Below are 25,735 nucleotides of genomic sequence, written 5' to 3'. Positions count from 1 at the left end.
CGCGTCACAACGCGGCGTGGATTTTGCCGAAGATCACATTTTCGGCAAGATGGCGCCTTTGAAATGTGCACCATTTCAAAGGTAATCTGATCTAGAGCAATTCAACTTTCAAATTGCTCTGACGGCTGCGGGAGCAGACCTTCGCCAAGGAGGCGTAAGCGCGGTTTATCTGCGTGGTTAAACGCCGTAGTGAGCGTGTCTTAAACTTTGAGAATGTACATTCTCAAAGCTAATCTGCTCTAGATGCCGAGCAGGGCGTAAACGCGGTTCTGGCTCAGTCCGCCATGAACCGAAAGCGCGGCCACATTGTCCTGCGCGATCATGTTCAGGGTGTCGTCCATAACGGAATCCACCTCGTGGTCTTCCAGCAGCTTGGGCGCGCTCAGGTTGACCACATCCTGCACTGCGGCGGGGGTGGAACCGGAATCGTCCTTGTCGGTGCGCGTAAACGTAAAGGGGTGGAATGCATTGATGCCGGAAATTTCCATGGCGGTATCCTCTATGATGTGGCCGCGTGCGCGGGTGTGGTCAAACTTTCCGCCCAAGGCGGATGCCGAAAATTATGCAAATTGAGTGCCATGAAGAGCATATGTTTCTGACGGTTCAGGGCGCGCGCATTGAACGTGCCCAGATGACTGCGGATCGGACCGCCGTAAAAGGCCTGCGCTGCCGGTTGCGCCGTTGCACGCCGTTTTACGCGCCAGGCGGGCGTGGCATAAACGACCTTGCGCGACAGATGAACATCGTATGCGCTGTGGCGGGCGTGGAGTACCCATCAGGAAGGCATGCGCTTGATGGCGTTCTGTCCTGTGGGAATCCGGCGAAATGCTCAAGGCGTCGGGCGGGAAACGGGCGTCCGGGCGTCATAAAACGGGCGAGAATACCGGGGGAAAACCCGGGTGCGGCACGGGAGGGCATGGTAGGGCGGCAGGGCCGGTAATTGCGGCAGGCAGGGTTTCAAGCAGGCAGATCAGGCAGTCAGCACGGTTTCGTCTTCTTCCTCAGGATAATCATCAAGGCAGGCGCGCAGGCGGTCAGAACCCGTGGCGACGATGTCGCTCCACAGGAGATTGGGGCCTGAGGATTCCCAGTTGAGTTCTTCAGCGAACAACAGGCGCAGGCCCGTGCCTTCTTCGCACACGTTGCGGGAGATGCCCATTTTTTTTGACAGAAAGATGTGGGGAGGGGCAGAGGCCGGAGCCTTGCTGGGAACAATGAAGAACAGATAGAAAATGCTGCCGGACCGCGAATATTGGGCAACTTCTTCCGTGACGCAGGCGCACGCGCCGCTGGCGGAAAGGTTTACCAGGGGCAGGGGATTGGGCTGGCTGGAGTTGTAGTATCTGGTCAGCAGGTCGCGCAGTTCCACTCTGGTGGCGGGCACTTCATCAAGGGGCATAACCCCCGCGAGGCGGCTGCGCTCATTGCTCCAGCGTATCCTTCTGTCCCGACGCATCTGGCGCGTGGAACAGGTGTTGGCAAGGCGCAAAAACAGGTTGCGCAGTTCGTTTTTTTCGCTGTAGCCGATGTCAAGAACCATGCCTGGCCCCTGATATCCAAGGCGAACTCTGCCGGAGGGCGTCATGTCTTCCAGACAGAAGAAATACTCACAGGTATTCTCTTCAGATTTGCATTTTCCCGGCGTAATTTCCTTGTGCCGTACCACGAACTGCACTTCGCGCCCCTCAACTCTGCGAAACCTGCCGTGCAGAATCATATCCACAGGTTTGCCGTCATTAAGAATGCAGCATCTGACGCGTACGTTCACCCTATGCCGCATGGCATTGGTAAAGGCTGCCGCAATGTCTGAGTTCCAAAGGGAGACAGTGTTGACGCTGGTCATTTCATTCTCATTTTGCGGCTACAGGCCCTGGTAGTTTCGCTATGGCAGTGAAGCCCGAAGCGTTCCATAGAGGGGGGACATGGCGATTTTCATGAAGCGCGCTGAGACTTTTATACAAAGCTGGAAAACAGTTGTTGACATGACAGGAAAATCTGCATGGCTGGCTGATATTATGCCAGAAATGTTAGCAAGTTGAGTAAGACAAGTTTATCAGTTAGTCAATGAAGACAGTTGCCGGATTTGCGTGAATGCAGCAAGTCTTTTATGTATAGTCAGCAATTATGGCCCGTTGAATGTATCGCAAAAAAACAAAATTCAATTGGGCTGGTATGTTGCGCGTGATGCAAGGGCACGTTGTTTTGTTGTTATACGCGCCAAGGGCGTTTTATGTGCCGGCATACAGCGTTGGTTTGCGCTGATACGCGTCGCAACGGGGAGCTGTATACGTGAAGAATGCGTATTTTCAGGGGGCTGTTTGGTACGCCGGCGTGGGAGCTCTGCTGTCTGTGAACGTGCCGCTATGGCAAGGGGGCTCCGGCCTGAAAACGGCGCTAGAGCATTTTAACTTTGAAAAAGTGTAAATGCTCTAACGTTGCACGAAAGTGCAGCGCGCCACAACGTGGCGTGGATTCAGCCGCAAATCGCATTTCCGGCTGAATGAAGACTTTGAAATGTGAAGCATTTCAAAGTTAATCTGCCCGAATTGTTGTGTGCGCTGCTGTAAGGCACGGCCCGGTTTTTGTTTGTGCCCCAGGTAATAAAAACGGGCTGCCCGTGAGGGCAGCCCGTCTGGCTCATCGAACAGGGAGAGTTTAACTTTCCTGCTTTACCTTGGACTTGGTCATGGCCAGGCCCATGCCTTCGAAAAGTTCGAAGATGGCAAAGCCGTACCACAGGGTATAGAGCACGTAGAAGATGAGCATGGCGCTCATGAGAATGAGGTGCTCGGAAACCTTGGCGGCCGGTACGCTGAAGAAGTTGTTGCCCGGTTCAATGGCGCGACGCAACACGTTGTCGACCACCTGGGCTTCTCCGATCTTGTACTGCTTCTGCAATTCCTTGATGCAGGGCGAAAGCACGTACCACCAGGCCGCTGCGACCTTGAGGGCGGGTTCGCCATCGTACTTCTGCGAAACGGCATCGGCATTGTTGTTGTACAGGTTGTCGGCGTCATCGGTGGCAGAAGTCAGAATAACGCCGAGGTTGCCGGAGAAGCTGACCTTGCCGTCTTCAACGCGCACGTCAGTGGCGCCGGACTTTTCAAGCACCTGTCCCGCCAGAACGGCCAGATCAGCCTTTTTGAGCTTGACGCTGAGCTGAACAGACTTGCCGTCCACAGTTTTGACGCTGTTGCGCACACCGGGAATGAAGTAGGAAGACCCCTTGGACAGTTCATTGAACACGTTGTCCGCATACTGCAGGCCGGTCATATGATTGCCAAGCTCATCCTTCATGAGGGGCATGAGCATGACGACAAAAAGTATCAGAAACGAGATCAGCAGCAGGCAGCCACGGATAAAGGGTGCTTTAGCATGTACGAGCATAATCAGGCCTCCCCTCTGAGCTTGCCGATATTAAGGAAGAATTTGCTGAATACCCAGAGTCCGAAGAACGCCACAACGACCCAGAAGACGACGTTGCCCACGTTTTCGATAACGCCCACAACCTTGGGTGACCAGTTCAGCACTTCCATTTCCACCAGCTTTTTGGGCAGGGTGGCGGCGCGGTTGATAAAACCGGCAATGATGGAGATGGCGTAAAAGCCACGGATGTGGATGCCCTTGACCACCTTGGTGGTCAGAGCGCCGACCTGGATGCCGAGCAGCGAGCCAAGCAACATGCCGATGGCCAGGGTGTAGAACACGTAGCCGTAGATGGCATACTGACCAATGGCGGCAAAACCGGCGGTAAAGATGATCTGCAGAATATCGGTGCCCACCGTGGTCATGGAGGACACGCCGAAGATGTACACGAACATGGGGAAGGTGACGAAGCCGCCGCCCACGCCCATGATGGCGGCCAGCAGGCCCACAAAGACGCCGCCCGCCGCGACGATCCAGCCGGAGATGCGGCGGCCGCCGGGCACGAGGTCTTCATCAAAGGAAATCATGGGGGGCATGCGCAGGCCCTGAAGCTTCACGGCAAGCCCGGTCATGCCGGAGCTGCCGCCGTGGGCGTCCTGGCTTGCGGCAGCGCTGCCGCGTGAGCTCTTCAAAAAGTCAAACAATGCGTAAAATCCAAGGAAACCCAGCAGAACAGCGTAGATGCTGCTGATAAACAGTTCAGACAGCAGGGGGTCGGCGTTGTAAAGGCCTTTATTGATGGCGCCGCCGATGAATGTTCCGATGATGGACCCGGCCAGAAATGCCACGGCCAGTTTGCCCGACACGTTGCCGAGCTTTTTGTGCACTGTGGTGCCCATGATGGCCTTGGCGAAAATGTGAAACAGGTCGGTGCCCACCGCCAAGATGCCCTTGACGCCCACGGCCATGAGGGCCGGGGTAATGATAAAGCCGCCGCCAGCGCCGATACACCCCGTGATAAGACCGGCGGCAAGGCCCACAGCTATGGACGCCAGAAAGATGTTGGTGGTGTAAAAGGCGGGCGCATAGGCGGATTTGCCGCCCAGCATTTCGTGGTACTCATAGGCTTCCGCAAGGCAACCCGCAAGAATCGGAACCGCCAGCGCCAGAAGCAGCAGCAGTTTTTTGCGGTTTTTGAGAATGGAGGTCGATACCTCCAGATCCCATTTCGCGTAGGCTTGTGAGCCGCTCAGCAGAAACTCGTACACTTGTCTGCCAAAACTCATACTCTCCTCCAATACGATTGTGGCCGGCCAGCGGCCGTAGGTCATGGCCCCAACAATGACGTGTACGGGCACTTGTGGCTGCGCGGCGCGCCCCGGTGCAGCCCGGTGGTGGTAACTGGCGGTTTTTTCACGGTAAAATGAAAAGTGCCAATCTTATCCCATACACAGAATTACCGTGACACATTCTTTTGTTTTTGTAAAAGAAATTTATCACGAGCGGCAGTTTTTTGTGTCTTGCGTGGAGAAAATGCTACCTTTACAGGGCTCTTTTGGGCCAATCAATTCAGGTGGTTGGCATAAAATAACTGAAAAACGCACCTTGTTACTTGGTTTCGTGTTATTTTGCGTGTCTTTTCGTGTTATTGTGAAAAAAGACGCATGGCTATTTTTTTGCAAGGCCCCGGCTTTGCCCGAATATGATCAGTTCCAGCCAGTCCAGGGCGAAGTACAGGGCCGCCACGTCTCCGTTCTGGCTGTCTTCCATAATGGCTGTTTTGCGTGCCTCGTCAATGGCCACATGGCTGAATATGTTCATGGCGCTGATAAGCTCGCGGAATTTGTCGATCTGAAAAAGGCACAGCACGGCCGTGGTGGCCATGCGCGCTTCAAGGGGTTTGCCGGTAGCGCGCACCATGGCCATCAGGCGCATATAGCGGTCATTGGCCTCATTGAAGGGGTGCAGCTCTTCATTTTCCATCCACTGCTGCGGGGTGCGGCTGGTCCCCTTGTCAAACCCGTGGCAATGGGGTTCGCGCACGATAAAAAAGCGCTCGGCCACCCCATCGGCCGCCATTTTTGTGCCGCGCCCGATGGGGTAGTAGCGACAGGCGCCGGGCCTGTCCTCATATACGGAACAGCCCGCAGGCGTCACAAAGGGGCAGGGTTCTTCCGGGCCGTCCAGCATGCGCAGCATGGGCAGGGGAAAGCCCGTGTCGGGAAAGGAGCGCATGGTGGCAAAGGTGTTGAGAAAAGCATCGCTGGCCATGCCCAGGTGGCGGCGCAGGCGCGAAATGTCGTAGGGGGTCAGCGGCAGTGTGAGCTCCGCGCAGCAGCGATTGAAGCAGGGCACTTCGGGATTGCAGTCAAAGCAGAAGGTTTCGTTCGGGCCAAGTTCGGGCAGATTGTCGATGAAATCGCGGCTTGCGTCGTTGCTCATTGGGACTCCTTGTGGGGGGCGGGGGATTGCGGGCGGCACGCTTGCCGCAAATGCGCCGTGGATGCGCCTGGGTGAAGCTGCGGCAAAAAAGCAGAAGGGCGGCCCGCGCCATTTGGCGGGCCGCCCTTCACATACTGCTAGATAACCTTGTTCAGGGCGTACTCGATAATGCCCTCGGCTCCGGCTTCGCGTAGGCGCGGGATCAGGTCGCGCACCACGTCGATCTGCACCACGGATTCGACCGAGAGCCATTTTTCGTCCCGTAAGGGGGATACCGTGGGAGAGTTGAGCGACGGCATCATTTCAAGAATGGTCGCAAGATTGTCCGCCGGGGCGTTCATCTTGAGGGCCACCAGGTTTTCTGCCCGCAGGGCGCCCTGAAGCAGCAGGTCAAGCTGTTCGATCTTGGCGCGCTTGCGCGGGTCGGCCCAGGCGTCCTTGTTGGCGATGAGCACAGGGTAGGAGACCATGACTTCGTCAATTATGCGCAGGCCGTGGGCGCGAATGGTCGTACCGGTTTCGGTCACTTCCACAATGCCGTCGGCAAGCCCTTCCACCACCTTGGCCTCGGTGGCCCCCCAGGAATAAAATACATCCACATTGACGCCGGCTGTTTCGAAATAGCGGCGCGTCATGCCCTCGAGTTCGGTGGCAATGCGCTTGCCGGCGAGGTCCGCGGCGCAGCGGTAGGGGGCATCGCCCGCCACGGCCAGCACCCAGCGGCAGGGCCTGTTGGAGGTCTTGGAGTACACAAGGTCGGAAACGCGCACGACCTTGTCGTCGTGATTGCGCTCGGCAAGCCAGTCAAGCCCGGTGATGCCCACGTCCAGCACGCCCGCCTCGATATATTCCCCGATTTCCTGCACGCGGCACAAGGAGGCCGTGATTTCGGGGTCATTGATGTCGGGAAAATAATTGCGCGTATGCTTGCGGATTTTCCAGCCCGCGCGCTCAAAAAGATTGATAGTGGCTTCTTCCAGCGAACCCTTGGGCACGCCCAGTTTGATGATGGGCTTCATATCCGCGCTCATGTTACAGTCCTTATTATACGCCGTAGACTTTTTCAGGGTCAAAAACCATTGGGGCGCACAGGTTTACTGCGCCGTCCTTCCATTCCCGGTAAAAACAGGTACGCCGTCCCGTATGGCAGGCCGCGCCACCGATCTGTTCCACCAGCAGAAGTACCGTGTCATTGTCACAATCCAGCCGCAAAGCGCAGACCTTCTGCACATGGCCGGAAGTGCCGCCTTTATGCCAGAGTTCCTTGCGGCTGCGGCTCCAGTAATGGGCCTCGCCGGTATCAAGCGTTTTGCGCCAGGCTTCTTCATTCATATAGGCCAGCATCAGCACCTCGCCTGTGGCGTGGTCCTGCGCGATGGCGGGCAGAAGGCCCTTGCTGAAGTCGGGCGCAAAATCCGCGCCGGGAACGGCTGCGAGTGTTTGTTCCGGGGCTGTCATACGCACTCCTTGAAAAAGGCGGTGGCCATGAGCCGTGGGCAGTGCTTGCGCACGATGCTCGTGGTCGGCAAAGGGAACAAATCTAACCAGAAGCGCCATGAGACGCAAGCAAAGCCTGCATGGCGGCATATGGCACGGGGGGCCGCATCCATTACAGGGCGCGTATAAAACATTTTTTGCGAAAAAAATGTTGCGTCACTACATACGGCTCTTAGAGCATTTTAATTTTGAAAAAGTGTAAATGCTCTAACGCTGCACGAAAGTGCAGCGCGCCACAACATGGTGTGGATTCAGCCGAGCTTTAGCCGTTGCTTCCTGCGTCACAACGGCTAAAGCAACGGCTACCGCAAATCACATTTTTCGGCTGAATGAAAACTTTGAAATGTGAAGCATTTCAAAGTTCATCTGCTCTAGTTCTATCATGAGGGCAGCGCGCACGTTGCAGTTTCTGCCTGGGGCCATTTCACGCTGAAATTGCTCGCCATTGCGGGCTCAGTATCTCACAGCCGGGCGCATACGCAGTTTGTCCGCGCTGTTACGCGTCAGGCGGCGGTACAAGAACGTCGCGCATGTACATGCGCAACGATACTCTGTTCCCGTTGCAGTGTGCCCGTGCGCCGGATATTTCCAGCCGTGTTCTGCGCAGGGCCTGTTATGGGCCGGGCCGTGTGGACGGGCATGCCATATATGGGCCATACGTGGTCCATATATGGCGCATTCACGGCCCTGATCGAGGCAACTTGCGCAATTTACCGCACTATGGCATGTTCGTCCGTTAGGGAAATCATATTTAATGGCGGAATGCCGCCGGGAAAAATATATGCCAGAACACCAATTGCCCACCGACCCCGACACAACTTCCGCAACGGCGAAAGATGTGCCGTCGGACGTCGCGGGCGCGCCGCTTGAGGGCATAGCCGTCAGCGAACCCGAAGACGCGCTGCCGCGAGTAACCCTGGCCGATCTGCCCCAGGTCATGCATGAAGCCTGCGCCCGCGCTGGCTGGCAGGGGCTTATGCCCGTTCAGTCCCTGGCGCTCCCCTATCTGCTGGAAGGGCGCGACATCATGGTGCAGTCGCGCACCGGCAGCGGCAAGACCGGCTGCTACCTTTTGCCCATGCTGCCCCGGCTGTCCGCCGATCTCAAGGCCCCGCAGGCCCTTGTGCTGGCCCCCACGCGGGAACTGGCCGTGCAGGTCGAGCGCGAGGCCGCCGTACTGTTTGCGGACACGGGCATTGTCACCGTCGCCGTTTACGGTGGCGTGGGCTACAAAAAACAGATGGACGCCCTGCGTGACGGGGCCCAGCTCATCGTGGGCACTCCCGGCCGCGTGCTGGACCACCTGCTGCGCCGTACCCTTGATCTCAAGGACTTGCGCGAACTGGTTTTTGACGAGGCCGACCGCATGCTCTCCATCGGGTTTTACCCGGATATGAAGGAGATACAGCGTTATCTGCCCCGGCGGGCCATCCATACCTGCCTGTTTTCGGCCACGTATCCGCCGCACGTGCTCAAGCTGGCCGGAGAGTTCATGTCCGAACCGGCCATGCTTTCCCTCTCGCAAAAAGAAGTGCACGTGGCCGAGGTGCAGCACCTCTTCTGCGAAGTGAAACCAATGGATAAAGACCGCGCTCTGGTGCGGTTGCTGGAGACGGAAAATCCCGCTTCGGCCATCATTTTTTGCAATACCAAGTCCAACGTCCATTATGTGACGGGAGTCTTGCAGGGCTTCGGCTACAGCGCCGACGAGCTTTCCGCCGACCTTTCCCAGTCCCGGCGCGAGGCCGTGCTGGAAAAGATCCGCCAGGGCAAGCTCCAGTATCTGGTGGCTACGGACGTCGCCGCGCGCGGTATCGATATTCCCGAACTGTCTCACGTGTTCCTGTACGAGCCGCCCGAAGACCATGAAAGCTACATCCACCGCGCAGGCCGTACGGGACGCGCCGGAGCCGCGGGCACGGTTATTTCCCTGGTGGACGTCATGCAGCGCATGGAACTTGACCGCATCGCCAAGCATTACAAGATCGGCCTCATTCCCCTGCCATTGCCCACGGACGAGGACGTGGCCCGCGTGGCGGGCACCCGCCTGACGGCCATTCTTGAAGGGCGTTTCCGCAATCTCACGGGCCTTGAGCGCATGCGCGTGGCCCGCTATACCCAATTGGCGCGCGATCTCGCGGCCGAAGGGGATGACGAGGACAACGCCTTGCTGCTGGCCATGCTGCTGGATTCGGCCCATCAGGAAAGCCTGCGTGAAAATCGCTTTCCCGACCAGTCTTCACCCGCCGCAGGCCAGAACAGCGGCTCGCGTCACGGTGCAGGGCGCGGCGGTTCAGGTGGCCGTGGCGGCAGAAGTTCCAGAAGCGGCAGGGGCGGCAATGGCGGAAACAACGGTAATGGCGACCGCAGTGACCGCAGCGACCGCGGTGAGGCCGTCAGCGGCGAAAACGCGGAGGCGCGTTCGGGCAGACGCCGCCGTTCCTCGCGCCGTCGGGACGGCGAACAGGGCAGGGATGTCGGGGACACTACGCCCCGGAATGTGCAAGGCAAAACGGACAGCGCTGAATAAGCCGACGGAGTTCTATGCGTCATATGGAAGGCACACCGGGACCAGCTTCTGAAACCACATCCCCGGAAACGGCGTCACCCGCCGTTCTTTCCGACACCATGCGGCAGGCTCTGGACAATTTCATGGCCTTGTATGAAGACGCGGATTTTACTGTGGAACTGGCCTATCTGGGCGTGGGGCGCCTGCAGTTTTTGCGCCGCCGCCAGATGCTGCTTGAGCTGCGCGGGCTGTATATGGCTCTCTGGCGGCTGGCATTGGCCAAGTCTTTTCCACAGGACGCGGACCTCATGTTTGACACGTTTTTGCGGGAATTCGCCGCAAAGAACAGGGACAGGGCCAGCGCGCGCGTGCTGACGCGGGGGCGCGAATACTGGGGCATGCTGGAGCCCATGGGCGACGGCGACTTCAGCGATGTGGCGCGTCACCTGACCTCCTTTTTTTCCAGGACAGAAATGGGAGCCAAGAGCGTCAATCTCAAGCTTGTGCTGCACATCCGCAAACTTTACAAACATATATTTGACAGGCTTATATAAGGCCGTTGCGCATGGGCCCGGCAGTCCGGGGCTTTTGCCGCGCGGGTCCTTGCCTTGGAACCGGCAGACATGAATATCGCACATTCCATTGAAGAGCTTACTTTTCTTGAAGCCAGCGGGCTCACCATCGGCAATTTTGACGGCGTACACCTTGGGCATCAGGCGCTCATACGGCATACGCTGGACGTGTGCGCCGGAGAAAAGCTGACGCCCGTGGTCATGACGTTCTGGCCGCATCCGCGTCAGGTGGTCATGCCCCAGCGTGAGCACATGCCCCTGACCACGCGCGAAGAACGCTTTGCCCTGCTGGAAGCCCTTGGCGTAAAGCATGTGCTGGAGCTTCCCTTTACCCCCCAACTGGCCGCCCACGACGCCAGCAGCTTTGTGCAGGCCTTTCTTGCGCCGCTGAAGCTGCGCCATCTGGTTGTCGGCTATGACTTTACCCTGGGTCGCGACCGGGGCGGGCATGTGGATACGCTGCGCCGCCTGGGCGCGGATGCGGGCTTTTGCGTGGAGCAGCTGCCGCCTGTGCTGGTGGACGGCACGGTGGTGAGTTCAACAACGCTGCGCGCGCTTATCGGCGAGGGCAACGTGAGTGAGGCCGCCCGCCTGCTGGGCCGCTTTCACGGGTTCAGCGGCATTGTCGTGCACGGCGACGGGCGCGGAGCCGGTATGGGTTTTCCCACGGCCAATCTGGCACGCCCGCAGGTGGTCATTCCCACCGAGGGCGTCTATGCCACCCTTGCCACACCAGCCAACGCTGACGGCCGCACCTGGCCGGCAGTGACCTGCATAGGGCGCAAACCCACCTTTGGCGACAATGAACTCACCGTGGAAACCTTCTTGCTTGAAGGTGGTCGGGATTTTTACGGTGAGGCCATGCGCCTGGATTTTGTGGAGCATTTGCGCGGTGAAAAGCGTTTTGACTCCGTGGAGGGCCTCAAGGCACAGATCGCGGCCGATGTGGACCACGCACGGCGCATCCTGGCCGCCTTCATCCGGCTGTAGGAATTCCGCGGGTGGCTTTTGGAGAAACTTGGGAGTATGAGTGAAGCATGATACGCGCTGATCTGCATAATCACACTCTTGCCGCTCACGGACGCGACACTGTGACCGCCATGTACGAGGCCGCCAAGGGCAGCCCTCTGGAGTGGTATGGTCTCTCCGAACATTCGCCCCTGCCGCCCGGCTACGCCTGCCCGCTGTACACCGGCGACCTCACTGTGACCTTTCCCGCCTATGTGGACGAGGTGCTGGCCCTCAGGGAAAGCGCGCCCTCCGGCGGGCCGCAGGTGCTGCTCGGCATGGAGCTGGACTGGTTGCCCGTCAATGTGACCTGGATGCGGGATATTCTGGGCCGTTATCCCTTTGACTACGTTATCGGCGGTCTGCATTTCGTGCAGGACGCGGCTGTAGGTTCACCGCGCAGCTGGGGGGAGGACTTTACCCTGCCGCAGCGTTTCGCGCGCTATGCCGCCTATTATGAAGAAATGGCCCGCCTGGCTGCCAGCGGCCTGGTGGATGTGGTCGCCCACCCGGATTTTGTCAAGGTCTGCTGCTATGACGATTTTCAGGCATGGCTGAAACAGCCCGGCAGCCTTGATCTCATCGCTGGCGCGCTCACCGCCATGCGCGATTCCGACACGGCCATGGAAGTTTCCTCCGCCGGATTGCGCAAACCCTTCCACGAGCCGTATCCCGGCCCCGCCATAATGGGAATCGCCGCCGACCTCGGCCTGACCATCAGTTTCGGGTCCGACGCTCACGCCGTCAGCGAAACCGTGTCCCACTTCGGAGAACTGGCCCGTTACGCCCGCAGCTACGGCTTCAAAACTAACCGTATCAGCGTAGCGCGCGAGAAAATACTGCTCGATTTTTAAGGGTTGCCCTTAAATAATCTTTTCGCCATCTGGCTGTGTCAAAAGGCCATTTTTTACTTCGGTCACGTACCGTAAGTGTATACTTTTTGGAAAATAAAAGCAGGGTCTGCTCTTTGAGAGGTGGCTTGTGTGCCCTGCGGGCACGCGAGCTTTTCTTTTCTTCTGTTTTGGCCGCCTTCGCGGCGGGCGGCAAGGCGGGGCCGGTTATGGGGCTGCGCCCCCTTCTCGGCCCCCCTTGCATCCCCCCCGAAGCACCCCCTGTCCTACCCTGACCAATAAATTCCCTTTTTCGGGGGCGGCTACGCACGAACCTCGCCGACGTGTCGGCTTCGGTTCTTTATGACGCCGCCCCCGGCAACAATCCGCTCCCTGCCTGAGAACCAGCAAATACTTCACTGTGTTGCTTGTGCGACAGCAATCTGGGGTTGGAGCACGCCAACCCTGTTGTCACAATTTGCCCGCAGCTTAGAGCAGATTGCCTTTGAGAATATACATTCTCAAAGTTTAAGACACGCTCACTTCGGCGTTTAACCGCGCAGATAAACTGCGCTTACGCCTCCGTAGCGAACGTCTGCTCACGCAGCCGTCAGAGCAATTTAAAAGTTAAATTGCTCTAAAATCCTTCGACCGAACGACCTCTCTCGAACAATCAAGTATCATTCCCGCGATTTCCTGGAACAAACCAGACTCCTTCCGATCTTTCATTCAGAGCGAAGGCGCACAATGGCATTGCGCGGCGCGAAGGGAGATCACCGAGCGTAGCGAGGAAGCTCCCGCAGCGACAGCCGCGCAGCCCTCGTGGAATGGCGGAAACGGGAAAGCCCCAGCGGGGTCGTCCGGGGGGAGTGCAGAGGGGGCCTCGGAGGGGCGGCAGCCCCTAACAGGCCCCCATCTGCCGCCCGCCGCGCAGGCGGCCCAAACAACAGAATAGAAAAGCCCTCGTGCCCGCAGGGCACAGCAACCACCATTCAAACGACAAGCCCTGCTTTGCTTTCTTCAAAGCGTCAGCCCGCAGCCCCACACTCAGCCGCCCGCCGCGCAGGCGGCCCAAACAACAGAATAGAAAAGCCCCCCGTGCCCGCAGGGCACAGCAACCACCATTCAAACGACAAGCCCTGCTTTGCTTTCTTCAAAGCGTCAGCCCGCAGTCCCACACTCTGCCGCCCGCCGCGCAGGCGGCCCAAACAACAGAATAGAAAAGCCCCCCGTGCCCGCAGGGCACAGCAACCACCATTCACACGACAAGCCCTGCTTTGCTTTCTTCAAAGCGCCAGCCCGCAGCCCCACACTCAGCCGCCCGCCGCGCAGGCGGCCCAAACAACAGAATAGAAAAGCCCCCCGTGCCCGCAGGGCACAGAAGTTTCCTCTTAAAGGATAAGCCCTGCTTTGCTTTCTTCAAAGCGTCAGCCCGCAGCCCCCCACTCAACCGCCCGCCGCGCAGGCGGCCCAAACAACAGAATAGAAAAGCCCCCGTGCCCGCAGGGCACAGAACCCGCCTCTCAAACGACAAGCTCTGTTTTACTTGTCCATAAGCCCAGAGGCTCATAAGCCGCTAAAAACGCAACAATATCTTCGGGTTTACCAAGTTTCTGTTTTCCAAATAAAAATGCTGTTTGCAGCTATACGAAAAGACAGCATTTTTTTGATACACGGTTGACAAGGTGCTGTATTTTTGAAATTCATACAACGAATAGTAATCCTTCTTTTTGTCCGGGAAGTAAGAATACTATTCCTACCAAACCACACAGGATTGCGTCCATGCACACCGGGGCAGCCCGGGCCGTGCCCCAGCAGGAGTTACAATGAAAAACCGCGGCGTATATACAGGGCTCGTTCTGGCGGGCCTGTTGCTTGTCTTTGGCGTATGGGTGCTGTCGTTTTTTGACACGACGCTTTCGATCAAAAGGGTGGCCCTGGATTCAGAAGCCGCGGCCAAACGGGTGGCTTTGCCGTCGGGGCAGGCGCTGTTCAATCCGCCCCGGCCCGAGGACGCGCCCGAAAGCATCCGCGAAGAGGTCATGCTGGGCTACAAGATCATGACTGAAACCAGCAAATACGCCTGGCAATATGTCGGCAATGGCAAGGACAGCAAGCTCTCCTGTTCCAGCTGCCACTTTGAAGGCGGCCGGTCTATGGACAGCATCTCTCTGGTGGGGGTTGGCGCCACATACCCTCGCTACCGCGACCGCAACGAATATACGGTGGATCTCGGCATTCGCATTCAGGGCTGCTTTGACCGCAGCATGAACGGAACGCCGCCGCCGCTGGACGGGCAGATCATCCAGTCCCTGCTGGTCTATCTGCAATGGATTTCGAAGGATATCCCCATCTACGCCGAACTGCCCTGGACCCTGCCCGAAAGTTTGGGCAATCCCCACAAGCCCGACACGGCCAATGGCGCAACGGTGTATAAAGACGTATGCGCCCGCTGCCATGGCATTAACGGCGAAGGCACGGACATTGCGCCGCCCTTGTGGGGCAACGAGTCCTACAACGACGGGGCGGGCATGCACCGTGTACGTACCCTGTCCACCTTTGCCTGGCGCTTCATGCCCAAGAACGCGCCCTCGCTCACGCAGGAACAGGCCCTGGACGTGGCGGCCTACATACATGAAAAGCCCAGGCCCAAGTTTGTGCCCACCCATCCCGACAAGATTGTGCGGCTTATCCCCCTGACGGAAGGGAAGTAGCCATGATTTTTCCCATACTGCACATTCCGGGTCTTGGCGACGGCATGACCATCGCCCTGGACGCCGTGCTGCACGTTGTCATAAGTCACGGTCTGGCCATCGGCTTCATGACCATGCTGATTCTTTTTCAAACCATGACGTATGCGGGCAAGGGGCCGCACTGGGCGCGCATCAGCCGCAGCCTGCTGGGCCCGGCGGTGGTGGTCATCACCTCCGTGGGCGCGGTGACGGGCGTGGGCATCTGGTTCATCACCGGCATTCTCGCGCCAGAGGGCATAGGCTCGCTTATCCACCTCTTTTTCTGGCCCTGGTTCATCGAGTGGGGGGCCTTTACCTCTGAAGTCATCCTGCTGCTTTTTTACTATTATTTGTGGGACAGGCTGGCGGAAAAGCATCCCGGCCGCCTGACCGCTCTGGGGTGGGGCTATGTGACCATGGCCGTCATTTCGGCCATCCTCATATCCGGCATTTTGGGCTTCATGCTCACGCCCGACGGCTGGCCCTGGGGGCAGACGTTTGACGAGGCATACTACAATCCCACTTTTGCGCCCCAGGTCTTTTTGCGGCTGTCGGGCGGGCTTGCCATAGGCTCGCTGCTGCTGGCGGCCTGGATAGCCTGGCGCTTCAAGGGCACGCGGGAGGAACGGGGCAGCGCCCTGCGGCTTGCGGGCGGCGTTTTTCTTGGTTGTGTGGCTGTGGGCGCGGTCAGCGCGTGGGTTTATTTCTCGCGCGTGCCCATGACCTTTCTCACCCACTGGAAGTTCGCTGTGGCCACGTCCTACATGTCGCAGATGCCGGACTTCCTGCCCACCCTCAATGCCGTCGCGGTGGGGGTGCTGTGCCTCACCGGGCTGGTCGCCGTACTGCGCTGGCCGGTGGTGTGCCGCATTCTCTGCATTCCGGCTATCCTGCTCAGCGTGTTTATGGTGATGGAATTCGAGCGCATACGTGAATTCGTGCGCGGGCCGTATCTGCTGCCTGGATATATGTATGCCAACCAGGTACCGCTGGCGGAAAAGCTGGCTGTTGACGAAACGAAGCAAAGCTACCTGCCGCGCATGCGCTGGGTGGACGACAACGGCACGCTGCCGCCGGACATGGTGGCGGGCAAGGCGCTGTTTGCCGCCAACTGCGGCGTGTGCCACACCACGGTCAAGGGCGGGCTGAACAATATCGGCATCCGCGTGGCCGGCCGCACTCTGGACAGCCTCAACGCCATAGTGTCCATTACGGAAAACCTCGGCCCCTTCATGACGCCCTTTACCGGGTCGGAGACGGAGCGCCTGCTGCTGGCCAGCTACATTTACATGCTTGGAAAAGAGCAGGGTTATATCAAGATACCGCAGGCGCCGAAAGCTCCGGCAGCCCAGGCGGCGGCCAGGGAGGCGAAGTAGCCATGAACAAATGGACAGATCTCTTCCTCCTGCATCCCCTGCCCGAGGGCTGGCTCAACGGCCTGCTTTTCGTGACCTTTGGCCTGCACCTGCTGTTTGCCCTGCTTATTGTGGGCACGGCCGTGCTGGGATTTGTGTTCTTTTTGCAGGACTGGCTGGACAATGACCAGCCGGGCCAGCACTGGAACAGCAAGTTCCTGCACACCCACCTGGGGCTCAAAAGCCTGGCCGTGGTGCTTGGCATTGCGCCTCTGCTGCTCATACAGATCCGCTATTCCTACTCCTTTTTCACCGCCACTGGTCTTTTCGCCTATGCCTGGCTGGCGGTGATACCCCTGCTGATCGTGGCCTTTCTGCTTATTGACGGCTTTAACCATTCGATGACGAGCCGCACCTGGCTGGCCATGCTCTGCGGCGTCATCGGCGTGGGAGCCCTGCTTACGGTGCCCGCCATCTTTACCGGGGCGCTGGCGCTGATGGAGCGGCATGCCCTGTGGGCCAGGTTCGGGCAGTCGGGCGGACAGGATTTCGCCACTTTGCCCGCGCTGGGGCCGCACTGGCTGTTGCGTTATCTGCACGTTATCGGCGCGGCTCTTGTGCTTGGCGCGGCATTTCAGCTCTTTTTCTCCACAAGGAACAATCCGGAGAAAACCCCGCGCCTGCGGAGCTGGATTTTCGGCGCGACGCTCGCGCAGATTCTCATAGGCATACCGCTGCTGTTCACAGTGGCCGCCGAGCTTACCTGGATCATCGTCGCGGCGCTTACGGTGGGCGCGACGGCCGCCCTGCTGGTTTTGTGGGTGCTGCGTCCCCGTCAGTCCGCTTCGGAGCCGGCCCCAAGGCCTGTGCCGCTGCCCGCGCCGCGCAGTCTGCTCTGGCTGCTGCCGCTGGCCTTCGCGGCCATGCTGGTGGGCCGCCAGTTCATACAGGACGGGGCCATGAATCCCCTTCAGGCCGCCAACGACGCCTACCGCGCAGAGCGGGCCAAGACTATGGATCCTTTCCGCCAGCCTTCGCTGGACGCCTACGCCCTCAAGCTCAAGACCGTGTATGACAACGGCGACGTCATTTACGATCAGGCATGCGCGCCCTGTCATGGTCTGGAAGGCAAGGGCGACGGCCCCGCAGCCAGGCAGCTGATTATACCAGCCGAGCATGTGGCCGACATCCGGGCCAACAGGGAATACGTCTACACCCTGGTGCGGGACGGGGTGCCCGGTTCCGGCATGCCGTACTTCCGACTGTATGACCGCGAAAAGATCGAGATGGTGCTGGACGCTATGGGCAAGCGCTTTGGCATGTACGGCAAGACCGATGTGCCAGACCGCGAGCCGGAGAGCGACGCCATGATCGTATGGGCTGAAACCTGCTCGGTCTGCCACGGCGTGGAGGGCGAGATCACCGCTTTCGGGCATACCCTGCTGCCCCCGCCGCCGGATTTGCAGCAGTACGCCATGACCCATTCCCGTGCTCTTGAGGTCATCACCAACGGCTATCCCGGCACGGTCATGCCGCCATTCCGCCACTTGCCCCAGGAAGTGCTGGAGGATCTGACCGTCATAAGCAATACCTTCAGGGCGGTGAAGTAAGCCGTTTGGAGGTGGAGCCGTTAACGAATGGAATGCGTTAACGGCTCTGCAAGGATTTCCCTGAAAATCCTTTGCCACGAAATGCGAGCAGGCAGGCTTTTGTCTGCAGTACGCGAGCATTTCAAGTGTTGTCTGCTCTTGAGGGCCAGAGAAGTTGGCTCGGAGGCTGGTAACGGCCAACGCACGCAACAGCGCGCAAAAAAGAAAAGAAAACTGCCCGAAGGCGTCATCCTTCGGGCAGTTTTTTATGGCAATGGTCGGGGTATGCGCCAGCGTCAGTGCTGATGGATCAGGATTCCAGCCCCATGGCGTATTCGCGCTGTTCACGGCGGCGTACCAGCCAGAAGACCAGCAACGCGCCCAGCAGTTTGCTTACGCTCATGGTTATGATGGACCAGGGCGTGGCAAGGCCGATGATGAGCAGAAAGACGACGCTGTCCAGAGGCGCGCCCACAAGGCTTGAAATAAGTATGCGCTGCGAGAACGGGCGGTTGGTAAACGTAAACAGCGCCCAGTCGCCCAGTTCGCCCATGGCGAAGGCGGCGGCGCTGGCCAGCGCGAGCTGGGGGGTGGCCATGTACCAGCTTATGACGCAGCCCACCAGCATGGCCCACAGCACATGATGGCCCACGCGGCGCTGCGCATAGTCGCGCACCACGAAAATAAAGCCCACTATCAGCGACAGAGGAGCCCACAATTCGCCATTGGGCAGTTCGATCAGGGGCGTGACGGCAAAGGCGTAGTTCACGCCCACAATAAGCGCCATGTAAGTAAAGAGAGTAAACATGGGCGCGAGAGTAAGCGTTGGCGGCATGGCCGTCAAGGGCGGCGCGGCCGCAAAACACGCCAATGCAGAAGGGGACATGCTATAACAACGTGCTATTTTTATTTTTTTGAAGAAGGAAAAGGCACTCCCCACAGGGCGCCAGAACCCGTAAGCCAGGCTTGCGGCTTGACCACAGCGCTCGGATATGGGACAGAAAAACAGTTTAGTATGTATCTAGAAAAATTCTGCGCCTTTTTGCGCGCAGCGTAGGCCGGATCTTCGGCCAGGAGATGTAATGACCGACCTGCAACACCGTTGCGGCTGGGTGGCGCTCATGGGGCCGCCCAATGCCGGCAAATCCACTTTGCTCAATTCCATTCTCGGGCAGAAGGTGACCATTGTCACGCCCAAACCGCAGACCACACGTAATCAGATTGTGGGCATCCACACCGATGAGAACTCCCAGATCATTTTTATGGATACTCCCGGTCTCACCCAGGTGCGCGGCCGCCTGAGCAAGACCATGATCCAGGCCGTATGGCAAAGCCTGGGGCAGGCCGACATCATCATGCCGGTGCTGGACGCCCACATGTACATCCGCCATCCCGAATTTCTCGAGCGCGATCTGGCCCCGGTGGCTCAGGCTCTGGCCAGTGATGAGCGCCCGATGATCGTTGTGGTCAACAAGGTGGACCTCTTCAGCGACAAAAGCCGCATGCTGCCGCTGCTGACAAAGCTGCACGAAATGTGGCCAAGGGCTGAAATATTCCCCGTGTCCGCCCTGCGCCGGGACGGTCTGACCGAACTTGTGGCGCTTATCAATAAAAAACTGCCCAAGGGGGTTGCCCAGTTCCCCGAAGACCAGATTTCCACAGCGCCTCTGCGCTTCATGACCGCGGAAATCATCCGCGAGAAGCTTTTTCTCCATCTGCGGCAGGAAGTTCCCTATTCCGTGGCTGTTGACGTGGAAAACTGGGAAGAAGACGAGGAGCGCGGGCAGACGGTCATTCACGCCACCATCTACGTGGCCCGCCCCATGCACAAGGCCATGGTCATCGGCCGGGCCGGGCAGTCCATCAAGGCCATCGGCACCGAGGCGCGCAAGGACATTCAGACACTGGTGGGCGGCAAGGTGCACCTGGAACTTTGGGTCAAGGTGCGCGAGCACTGGACCGAGGACGCGGCCTTTTTGCGCGACATCGGCATGATGGCGGAGTAGCTATGGATCTGCTGGAACGTTACGGTCATGTGTTGGACAGGCTGAACACCGCCTGCGCCGCCGCCGGGCGGCCCAGGCAGGATGTGACCCTCATCGCCGTCTCCAAACTGCACCCGGCGAGCGCCGTGGCCGCCGTGGCCGCCGCCGGACAGGTGGACTTTGGCGAAAACTATGTGCAGGAAGCCCTGCAAAAGCGAGAGGATCTGGCGGCTGACGCCGGGTCCGCCGCGCTTGCCGCGGGCATCCGCTGGCACATGATAGGGCATGTGCAGAGCCGCAAGGCCGCGCAGGTGGCGGGAGCCTTTGCCCTCATGCACACGCTTGACTCTCGCAACCTGGCGGACGGTCTTGAAAAGCGCATGGTTGGCGCAGACGGGCGGCAGCCCGTGCTTTTTGAGATAAATATCGCCTCCGAACCGCAAAAAAGCGGCTTAATGCCTGCAGATTTACCGGTATTGGCCGATTATGTACTTGAGAACTGCCCGCACCTGGACGTGCGGGGTCTCATGTGCCTGCCCCCGGTTTTTGACGCCGGCGACGCGGCCCGTCCCCATTTTGCCCATCTGCGCGAGCTGCGGGACGGCCTGCGCCAGCATACCGGCCTGCCCCTGCCCGTTCTTTCGATGGGCATGAGCGGCGACTTTGAGGCCGCTGTGGCCGAAGGGGCGACTCTGGTGCGCATAGGCACGGATATTTTCGGGCCGCGTCCGGCCAAAACGCCGCCTCTGGCATAGTGTCTGCAACAGCTATTGAGGCCGGTTTTGCGGGCAGCGGCGTTTCGGGCCTCTTCGGGCTTTCCGAAGGCGCTCCCCTCCCGTGAACATGACGGCGGCGCGGCATGGCCGTGGCGCTGCAAAGGCCAACGGAGTTGATTATGGCGGCCAAGGAAAAAGAAACCCCGGCCCTGCCCGAGGGGCCGGCTGAAAGCCCCAAGAAAAAATCCCGGGTCAAGCGAATAGTCATTATTTTGGCGATCTTGCTCATGACTTTGAGCGGCGCTGGAATAGGCGGTTACTGGTGGCTCTATCTGCGCACGCCCTCCAACAATTCGGGGGCTCCCGCGCCCGATGCCGCCGGTGCGTCTGCGACCACGGGCCAGCCTGCGGGTTCGCCCCAGGCGGGCGGCCAGGGCGGACTGTCCGCGCAGGGTCAGTCTGGCGGCCAGAGCGCAGCCGGAGGCGATGGCCGTATTGAACGGCAAAGCGACCTGCCCCGCAGCGGCGGCATGGTGCTGCCCCTGCCCTCCATCACCGTCAATCTGTCCGACCCTGCCGGGCGGCGCTATCTCAAGATGGGTATGGAGGTGGAGGTCAACGCAGATGTTTCGGCGGCCCTTCAGGCTAACAATGCCCGCATCCGCGACGCCATCATCATGCTGCTTGCCGGTAAGAATTATGCGGACATAGCCACCCCGGACGGCAAGGTGCTGCTCAAGGCCGAAGTGGCGGCGCGCCTTAACCAGATACTTGGGGCACAGCGCGTTATCCGCGTGTACTTTACTGACTTTGTGGTCGAATAGTTTTTTTGCGCGGCTTCGCCGCTGGGCCAACGCCCCGGATGCGCACTCGCCCGGCGGCAGGAAGACAACGAGGTGACATATGTCGCAGGAAGATCAGGACAAACTGGCCGCCGAATGGGAAGCCGAACTCGCCAAGGAGCCTGATGCCGCCGGAGCTTCCGGCGGCACGGCTGAAGCAGCCGCCCCGTCGGCAACGCCGCCCGCTGGTGATGACGCGCAGCGTCAGGCCGATGAGGCGCTTGCAGCCCAGTGGGCCGCAAGCATGGCCCAGGAAGAGGACTCGCATGCGCACCAGTCCTTTGGCGGGGCCGGGGCCGGCATGGGCGGCCATGCGACCGAGGCCCATTTCAAGGATATGACGGAAATGGCCCGGCAACCAGCCGACAACAAGCTCAAGAGGGAACTGGACTTTATTCTGGACATTCCGCTGGACGTGTCGGCGGAGCTCGGGCGCACCCGGCTGCTCATCAACGAACTGCTGCAATTGGGGCAGGGTTCGGTGGTGGAACTGAACAAACTGGCTGGCGAGCCGCTGGAAGTCTACGTCAACGGCAAACTCGTGGCGCGCGGCGAAGCCGTGGTCATCAACGAAAAATTCGGCGTGCGCCTTACCGACATCATCAGTCCCATTGAAAGGGTGAAACAGCTTGGCTAGTCTGGTACATGCCGCGGCCCATACCGTAGCCCAGGCCGCTACGGGCGGCTCCGTCTCTTCGTCATTGCCCGCAGAAGCGGGCATGTCGGGGCAGGCGGTGCGCGGCGTGGTGGAGCAGGGTGCGGCAGCGCTGCCGCACGGGCTGGACCGGGTGGTTGAAATTGCCGTTGAGGTGACGCGCCAGGGGCTTGGCGCTGCCGCGCAGGCGGCGGGCCGCTTTGCCGATACGCTTACTGACAACCTTGACGGTGACCTGGCCGGGCAGGCCGCAACCAGGGCGGCTGAACACAGTACGGGCCTTGGGGCCAGTTCCTTTTCCTGGGGCGGCTACGCGCAGGCCGTGGGCATACTGTTTTTGCTGGTTGCCCTGCTGTGGCTGGTGGTCTGGGTAGTGCGGCGTTTTGGAAAGTTCAATTTTCTGCCGCGTCCGGGTGCGTTGCCCAAGGGCGCGCTGGTTATGGAGGCGCAGTTGCCGCTGGGGCCCCGCAAGGGACTTATGGTGGTACGCTTCTTGAATAGAAGGCTGCTGCTGGGAGTGACCGACCAGCACATAACCCTTCTGACAGAGGAGCAGGCGCAGCATGAGCCGCAGGACAAAGATTTCAAACATATCATGGAAGAAGCCGCTCGCAGTACTGACAGCCGCTAGCCTTCTTCTTTTGCTGCCCCATCTGGCCCATGCCGCCCAGGACATGGCCATGCCCACCTTGCAGCTCAGCCTTGCCGGCGGTGCGAAATCGCCGGAAAAAGTCTCGGTGCTGCTGGAAATTCTCTTTCTGCTCACCGTCCTTTCAGTGGCTCCCGCCATCATGCTCACGGTCACCAGCTTTACCCGCATCATCATCGTGTTCAGCTTTCTGCGTCAGGCCATGGGCGTGCAGCAACTGCCGCCCACCCAGATACTGGCAAGCCTCGCCATTTTTATGACGGTGGTCATCATGTATCCCGTGGGCAAGCAGATCAACGACGATGCCCTGCAGCCCTACCTCAGCGAACGCATGGACTACAAAGAAGCGCTGGACAAGGCGCAGGTTCCTCTGCGTACCTTTATGTTCAAGCATACGCGTGAAAAGGACCTCTCCATCTTTTATTCCATCAGCAAGATGGAGTCCCCAAGAAGCAAGGAAGAGGTTCCCACCACGCTGCTGGCGGCGGCCTATGTCATCAGCGAGCTGAAAACGGCCTTCACCATCGGCTTTCTCATCTACATTCCCTTTCTCGTTCTGGATATGGTCATTTCCAGCGTGCTGCTGGCCATGGGCATGATGATGCTGCCTCCCATGATGGTCTCCATGCCGTTCAAGCTGCTGCTCTTTGTCATGGTTGACGGCTGGAACCTGCTGGTGGGGTCGCTGGTCAACAGTTTTTTGCTCTGACGAAGGTCTGGCATCATTTTTGTAAGTACAGAGAACCAGTTGCTGGCAGTGTCAAATTTTTCCGCGAGGGTAAATCCATGTCTCCTGATTTTGTCATCGGTTTTGGCCGTCAGGCTATTGAACTGTGTCTCATGATGGCTTTGCCCATGCTTGCGGTGGGTCTGGGCGTGGGTGTGCTTGTGAGTGTTATTCAGGCCGCTACCCAGATTCAGGAAATGACCCTGACCTTTATACCCAAGATCGTCTGCATGTTTCTGGCCCTGCTGCTGGCCCTGCCGTGGCTTATGGAGCGCATGATAACCTTCACGCGCGACGTGTTTATCAATATCCCCAATTACGTACGGTAGCCTGATGCGCTTCTTCTGCCCCATAACCAGCGGCAAGGAATTTTTCCATTGCCCAACGACGCGGACAATGCGCCATGTATTGGAACTGGTATAAACAGTATGATGTACAAAAAGATGTAGTTGCAGCAGGGAATATAGAGAATCAGATCAAGTCTAGAAAAAATACAGAAAGATTTTGTCGTTCAATGCAAAAAGGAAATGTCGTGGACATTTCCTTTTTGCATTGTCTGTCGTCCCATCCTTGTGTAGGTTGGAGCCCGTGCGCTTTGTCAAAGGGTAAGAAACGGTTCTGTTTTCTGTATGGGGCGCACGTCAGAGTCGCTGCGTCCAGCCACGCGGCGGCCTCAGGATCTGGCGCATACGGATGCCGCCAGTCCCAGAAGGATGGCCCCGGCCTGAGCCACATTGAGCGAATCAAAAGTCCGCGCCAGAGGTATGCGCAGCATATGCGCGCACCGCTTGGCCACGCCTGGCCGCAATCCCTTGTCTTCGTTGCCCAGCACCAGAACGGCGGGCAGGAGCATGGGCTCGGCAAAGGCGTCGAGGCTGCCGGAGCCGGGTTGGCCGCCTGCGCCGTAGATGGTCAGTCCGGCCTCTTCAGCGCTGTCCAGGGCATGCCCCAGATTCGTCACGCGGGCCACGGGCAGATGCTCAAGGGCTCCGGCGGCGGCGCGGCGGGCGGCCGGGCCCAGATAGGCGCTGTTGTGACGGGGCAAAATGATGCCCGCGCCCCCCAGGGCGTAAAGGGTGCGGCAGAGCGTTCCCACATTGCCGGGGTCCTGCACCTGATCAAGGGCCAGAATTATGGGCAGGGGAGCTTGCTCCAGGCTCGCGAAAATGTCGTCAAGCTCGCAAAAGCTGGTGACGGACAGGCGGGCCACCACGCCCTGATGGCCGACCGCGTCCCGGCCCGCCTCGCGGCTGCCGCCACTGGCAGGACGGCACAGGCGGTCGAGGACGGCCTGGTCAACCAGCGTAAAACGCACGTCGTTTTTTCGGCAGAGGTTCTGCATTTCGCGGGCCTCGGGGCCGCGAAGCCCCTTCTTGCAGAACACGCAGTCAATGCGCTGCGGGTCGCTGGACAGCAGTTCCAGCACAGGTTTGAGCCCCGGCAGAAGAGGGGCGTCTTCAGATTGGGTATGCATACGCGCCTCCGCGCGGAGTGACACGGCCGCCACGGGCTGCCGAGGTAAAAATTATGAGGAAAAGGGCGTTCACAGTCATCGGCTGTGTACGCATCTTCCCGGCTCCTGGCAAGCCGGGCGGACGAGGAGTACGCCATGACGGAATATAGTATGGACATTGCCGCACAAGGACGCAAGGGTGTTACCGTGGGGCTTCGCCTTTGTGTGCTGGCGGTTGCGTGTTGCCTTATGCTGGCCGGGGGCTGCGCCTCGCGGCAGAATGGCGACTCTGGCGGTCGCGGCGTTTCCTTTTCTGTTCCCGATGACGACCCCACCCCCTTGAGCAGCAAGGAATTGGCGGCGCTCCAGTCCACGGGCCAGGTGGACAAAAGCGTGCCCCCCGAAGCCATGGACGACGTGACCCGGCAGTACAAATATTATCTGCACAAGGGGCGCAATTCCGTCTGCGTGTTCTCCAAAAGGGCTGAAGGATATCTGAACTATTCGCGCCAGGTTTTCCGCTCGCGCGGTATTCCTGAAGAGCTGGCCTACCTTGCCATTGTTGAAAGCGGCTACCGTGTTGATGCCCGTTCCCCTGTGGGGGCCACCGGCGCGTGGCAGTTCATGCCCGGCACTGGCGAGCGCTTCGGCCTCACCCAGGACTGGTGGACAGACGAAAGGCTTGATCCCTATGAATCCGCGGAAGCCGCCGCTGACTATCTGCAAAAATTGCACGAATACTTTGGCGACTGGCCCACGGCCGTGGCCGCCTATAACGCAGGCGAAGGCAAGATCAGCCGGGCCAAGG

At 59.3% G+C, this 25,735-nt stretch carries 24 protein-coding genes (1 of these 24 only partly in view); 15 read left to right on the top strand and 9 right to left on the bottom strand.

The window, feature by feature from the left end; translation table 11 throughout:
- Positions 1 to 239 precede the first annotated feature (239 nt).
- The 7 genes from ACZ5DH_RS10850 to hisI form a co-directional block, all read right to left on the bottom strand.
- Entirely contained in the window at positions 240 to 488 is a 249-nt protein-coding gene (locus ACZ5DH_RS10850) for a hypothetical protein (RefSeq protein ID WP_464254293.1), read from the bottom strand.
- A gap of 482 nt (positions 489 to 970) precedes the next feature.
- The gene (locus tag ACZ5DH_RS10845; protein WP_464254292.1) at positions 971 to 1,843 is read right to left on the bottom strand and encodes a hypothetical protein; all 873 of its coding nucleotides are present in this window, start codon (positions 1,841 to 1,843) and stop codon (positions 971 to 973) included.
- Between the two features lie 812 nt (positions 1,844 to 2,655).
- A complete protein-coding gene (locus tag ACZ5DH_RS10840; RefSeq protein WP_464254291.1) occupies positions 2,656 to 3,387 on the bottom strand; it encodes a hypothetical protein in 732 nt (243 codons plus the stop codon).
- 2 nt (positions 3,388 to 3,389) lie between these two features.
- Complete coding sequence (locus tag ACZ5DH_RS10835; protein ID WP_464254290.1) at positions 3,390 to 4,652, bottom strand: sulfite exporter TauE/SafE family protein; 1,263 nt, start codon at positions 4,650 to 4,652, stop codon at positions 3,390 to 3,392.
- Positions 4,653 to 5,034: 382 nt separating this feature from the next.
- Complete coding sequence (locus ACZ5DH_RS10830; RefSeq protein WP_464254289.1) at positions 5,035 to 5,808, bottom strand: YkgJ family cysteine cluster protein; 774 nt, start codon at positions 5,806 to 5,808, stop codon at positions 5,035 to 5,037.
- A gap of 137 nt (positions 5,809 to 5,945) precedes the next feature.
- Positions 5,946 to 6,839, bottom strand: coding sequence for an ATP phosphoribosyltransferase (gene hisG, locus ACZ5DH_RS10825; RefSeq protein ID WP_464254288.1), 894 nt, complete (start codon positions 6,837 to 6,839; stop codon positions 5,946 to 5,948).
- Positions 6,840 to 6,852: 13 nt separating this feature from the next.
- The gene (gene hisI / locus ACZ5DH_RS10820; RefSeq protein ID WP_464254287.1) at positions 6,853 to 7,266 is read right to left on the bottom strand and encodes a phosphoribosyl-AMP cyclohydrolase; all 414 of its coding nucleotides are present in this window, start codon (positions 7,264 to 7,266) and stop codon (positions 6,853 to 6,855) included.
- 820 nt (positions 7,267 to 8,086) lie between these two features.
- Here hisI and ACZ5DH_RS10815 point away from each other — a divergent pair.
- The 7 genes from ACZ5DH_RS10815 to ACZ5DH_RS10785 all read left to right on the top strand — a co-directional run bounded on the left by ACZ5DH_RS10815 (position 8,087) and on the right by ACZ5DH_RS10785 (position 17,921).
- Entirely contained in the window at positions 8,087 to 9,835 is a 1,749-nt protein-coding gene (locus ACZ5DH_RS10815) for a DEAD/DEAH box helicase (protein ID WP_464254286.1), read from the top strand.
- A 14-nt stretch (positions 9,836 to 9,849) separates the two neighbouring features.
- Entirely contained in the window at positions 9,850 to 10,368 is a 519-nt protein-coding gene (locus ACZ5DH_RS10810) for a hypothetical protein (protein ID WP_464254285.1), read from the top strand.
- Positions 10,369 to 10,437: 69 nt separating this feature from the next.
- Complete coding sequence (locus ACZ5DH_RS10805; protein ID WP_464254284.1) at positions 10,438 to 11,376, top strand: bifunctional riboflavin kinase/FAD synthetase; 939 nt, start codon at positions 10,438 to 10,440, stop codon at positions 11,374 to 11,376.
- A 47-nt stretch (positions 11,377 to 11,423) separates the two neighbouring features.
- Positions 11,424 to 12,248: a histidinol-phosphatase gene (locus ACZ5DH_RS10800; protein ID WP_464254283.1), complete on the top strand. Its 825-nt coding sequence runs from the start codon at positions 11,424 to 11,426 to the stop codon at positions 12,246 to 12,248.
- A gap of 1,802 nt (positions 12,249 to 14,050) precedes the next feature.
- On the top strand, positions 14,051 to 14,938 hold the full coding sequence (locus ACZ5DH_RS10795; RefSeq protein ID WP_464254282.1) for a c-type cytochrome: 888 nt from the start codon (positions 14,051 to 14,053) through the stop codon (positions 14,936 to 14,938).
- Between the two features lie 2 nt (positions 14,939 to 14,940).
- A complete protein-coding gene (locus tag ACZ5DH_RS10790) occupies positions 14,941 to 16,332 on the top strand; it encodes a c-type cytochrome (RefSeq protein WP_464254281.1) in 1,392 nt (463 codons plus the stop codon).
- A 2-nt stretch (positions 16,333 to 16,334) separates the two neighbouring features.
- On the top strand, positions 16,335 to 17,921 hold the full coding sequence (locus ACZ5DH_RS10785; RefSeq protein ID WP_464254280.1) for a cytochrome c: 1,587 nt from the start codon (positions 16,335 to 16,337) through the stop codon (positions 17,919 to 17,921).
- Positions 17,922 to 18,210: 289 nt separating this feature from the next.
- Here ACZ5DH_RS10785 and ACZ5DH_RS10780 read toward each other — a convergent pair whose 3' ends face one another.
- On the bottom strand, positions 18,211 to 18,786 hold the full coding sequence (locus tag ACZ5DH_RS10780; RefSeq protein WP_464254279.1) for a hypothetical protein: 576 nt from the start codon (positions 18,784 to 18,786) through the stop codon (positions 18,211 to 18,213).
- 196 nt (positions 18,787 to 18,982) lie between these two features.
- On the opposite strand from ACZ5DH_RS10780, the gene era reads away from it, so the two are divergent.
- The 7 genes from era (at position 18,983) to fliQ (ending at position 23,803) form a co-directional block, all read left to right on the top strand.
- Complete coding sequence (gene era / locus ACZ5DH_RS10775; protein WP_464254278.1) at positions 18,983 to 19,906, top strand: GTPase Era; 924 nt, start codon at positions 18,983 to 18,985, stop codon at positions 19,904 to 19,906.
- Between the two features lie 2 nt (positions 19,907 to 19,908).
- Positions 19,909 to 20,640 carry a YggS family pyridoxal phosphate-dependent enzyme gene (locus tag ACZ5DH_RS10770; RefSeq protein WP_464254277.1) on the top strand — a complete coding sequence of 244 codons (732 nt, stop codon included), beginning with the start codon at positions 19,909 to 19,911 and terminating at the stop codon, positions 20,638 to 20,640.
- A 140-nt stretch (positions 20,641 to 20,780) separates the two neighbouring features.
- Positions 20,781 to 21,425: a flagellar basal body-associated FliL family protein gene (locus ACZ5DH_RS10765; protein ID WP_464254276.1), complete on the top strand. Its 645-nt coding sequence runs from the start codon at positions 20,781 to 20,783 to the stop codon at positions 21,423 to 21,425.
- Positions 21,426 to 21,504: 79 nt separating this feature from the next.
- Positions 21,505 to 22,080, top strand: coding sequence for a flagellar motor switch protein FliN (gene fliN / locus ACZ5DH_RS10760; protein WP_464254275.1), 576 nt, complete (start codon positions 21,505 to 21,507; stop codon positions 22,078 to 22,080).
- Positions 22,073 to 22,729: a flagellar biosynthetic protein FliO gene (gene fliO, locus ACZ5DH_RS10755; RefSeq protein ID WP_464254274.1), complete on the top strand. Its 657-nt coding sequence runs from the start codon at positions 22,073 to 22,075 to the stop codon at positions 22,727 to 22,729. Before fliN ends, fliO begins: the two co-directional genes overlap by 8 nt.
- A gap of 43 nt (positions 22,730 to 22,772) precedes the next feature.
- Positions 22,773 to 23,456 (top strand): flagellar type III secretion system pore protein FliP, encoded by a 684-nt coding sequence (gene fliP / locus ACZ5DH_RS10750; protein ID WP_464256542.1) that lies wholly within the window; start codon positions 22,773 to 22,775, stop codon positions 23,454 to 23,456.
- A gap of 77 nt (positions 23,457 to 23,533) precedes the next feature.
- Positions 23,534 to 23,803 (top strand): flagellar biosynthesis protein FliQ, encoded by a 270-nt coding sequence (gene fliQ, locus ACZ5DH_RS10745; RefSeq protein WP_291301797.1) that lies wholly within the window; start codon positions 23,534 to 23,536, stop codon positions 23,801 to 23,803.
- A 344-nt stretch (positions 23,804 to 24,147) separates the two neighbouring features.
- Here fliQ and ACZ5DH_RS10740 read toward each other — a convergent pair whose 3' ends face one another.
- Positions 24,148 to 24,948 (bottom strand): TrmH family RNA methyltransferase, encoded by an 801-nt coding sequence (locus ACZ5DH_RS10740; RefSeq protein ID WP_464254273.1) that lies wholly within the window; start codon positions 24,946 to 24,948, stop codon positions 24,148 to 24,150.
- Positions 24,949 to 25,083: 135 nt separating this feature from the next.
- Here ACZ5DH_RS10740 and ACZ5DH_RS10735 point away from each other — a divergent pair, with 135 nt between their 5' ends.
- A protein-coding gene (locus ACZ5DH_RS10735) for a lytic transglycosylase domain-containing protein (RefSeq protein ID WP_464254272.1) crosses the window boundary here: on the top strand, positions 25,084 to 25,735 show its start. 1,121 nt of this gene lie beyond the right edge of the window; only the first 652 of its 1,773 coding nucleotides appear in the window; its start codon is at positions 25,084 to 25,086; its stop codon lies beyond the right edge, outside the window.

This window comes from Desulfovibrio simplex, assembly GCF_055387835.1.
This window is presented reverse-complemented; position numbering and strand designations above follow the sequence as displayed.

Excerpts from the sequence above, each read along its gene's own strand:
- ACZ5DH_RS10850 (WP_464254293.1), bottom strand. The coding sequence starts at position 488 with ATGGAAATTTCCGGCATCAATGCATTCCACCCCTTTACGTTTACGCGC.
- ACZ5DH_RS10845 (WP_464254292.1), bottom strand. The coding sequence starts at position 1,843 with ATGACCAGCGTCAACACTGTCTCCCTTTGGAACTCAGACATTGCGGCA.
- ACZ5DH_RS10840 (WP_464254291.1), bottom strand. The coding sequence starts at position 3,387 with ATGCTCGTACATGCTAAAGCACCCTTTATCCGTGGCTGCCTGCTGCTG.
- ACZ5DH_RS10835 (WP_464254290.1), bottom strand. The coding sequence starts at position 4,652 with ATGAGTTTTGGCAGACAAGTGTACGAGTTTCTGCTGAGCGGCTCACAA.
- ACZ5DH_RS10830 (WP_464254289.1), bottom strand. The coding sequence starts at position 5,808 with ATGAGCAACGACGCAAGCCGCGATTTCATCGACAATCTGCCCGAACTT.
- hisG (WP_464254288.1), bottom strand. The coding sequence starts at position 6,839 with ATGAGCGCGGATATGAAGCCCATCATCAAACTGGGCGTGCCCAAGGGT.
- hisI (WP_464254287.1), bottom strand. The coding sequence starts at position 7,266 with ATGACAGCCCCGGAACAAACACTCGCAGCCGTTCCCGGCGCGGATTTT.
- ACZ5DH_RS10815 (WP_464254286.1), top strand. The coding sequence starts at position 8,087 with ATGCCAGAACACCAATTGCCCACCGACCCCGACACAACTTCCGCAACG.
- ACZ5DH_RS10810 (WP_464254285.1), top strand. The coding sequence starts at position 9,850 with ATGCGTCATATGGAAGGCACACCGGGACCAGCTTCTGAAACCACATCC.
- ACZ5DH_RS10805 (WP_464254284.1), top strand. The coding sequence starts at position 10,438 with ATGAATATCGCACATTCCATTGAAGAGCTTACTTTTCTTGAAGCCAGC.
- ACZ5DH_RS10800 (WP_464254283.1), top strand. The coding sequence starts at position 11,424 with ATGATACGCGCTGATCTGCATAATCACACTCTTGCCGCTCACGGACGC.
- ACZ5DH_RS10795 (WP_464254282.1), top strand. The coding sequence starts at position 14,051 with ATGAAAAACCGCGGCGTATATACAGGGCTCGTTCTGGCGGGCCTGTTG.
- ACZ5DH_RS10790 (WP_464254281.1), top strand. The coding sequence starts at position 14,941 with ATGATTTTTCCCATACTGCACATTCCGGGTCTTGGCGACGGCATGACC.
- ACZ5DH_RS10785 (WP_464254280.1), top strand. The coding sequence starts at position 16,335 with ATGAACAAATGGACAGATCTCTTCCTCCTGCATCCCCTGCCCGAGGGC.
- ACZ5DH_RS10780 (WP_464254279.1), bottom strand. The coding sequence starts at position 18,786 with ATGTCCCCTTCTGCATTGGCGTGTTTTGCGGCCGCGCCGCCCTTGACG.
- era (WP_464254278.1), top strand. The coding sequence starts at position 18,983 with ATGACCGACCTGCAACACCGTTGCGGCTGGGTGGCGCTCATGGGGCCG.
- ACZ5DH_RS10770 (WP_464254277.1), top strand. The coding sequence starts at position 19,909 with ATGGATCTGCTGGAACGTTACGGTCATGTGTTGGACAGGCTGAACACC.
- ACZ5DH_RS10765 (WP_464254276.1), top strand. The coding sequence starts at position 20,781 with ATGGCGGCCAAGGAAAAAGAAACCCCGGCCCTGCCCGAGGGGCCGGCT.
- fliN (WP_464254275.1), top strand. The coding sequence starts at position 21,505 with ATGTCGCAGGAAGATCAGGACAAACTGGCCGCCGAATGGGAAGCCGAA.
- fliP (WP_464256542.1), top strand. The coding sequence starts at position 22,773 with ATGGCCATGCCCACCTTGCAGCTCAGCCTTGCCGGCGGTGCGAAATCG.
- fliQ (WP_291301797.1), top strand. The coding sequence starts at position 23,534 with ATGTCTCCTGATTTTGTCATCGGTTTTGGCCGTCAGGCTATTGAACTG.
- ACZ5DH_RS10740 (WP_464254273.1), bottom strand. The coding sequence starts at position 24,948 with ATGCATACCCAATCTGAAGACGCCCCTCTTCTGCCGGGGCTCAAACCT.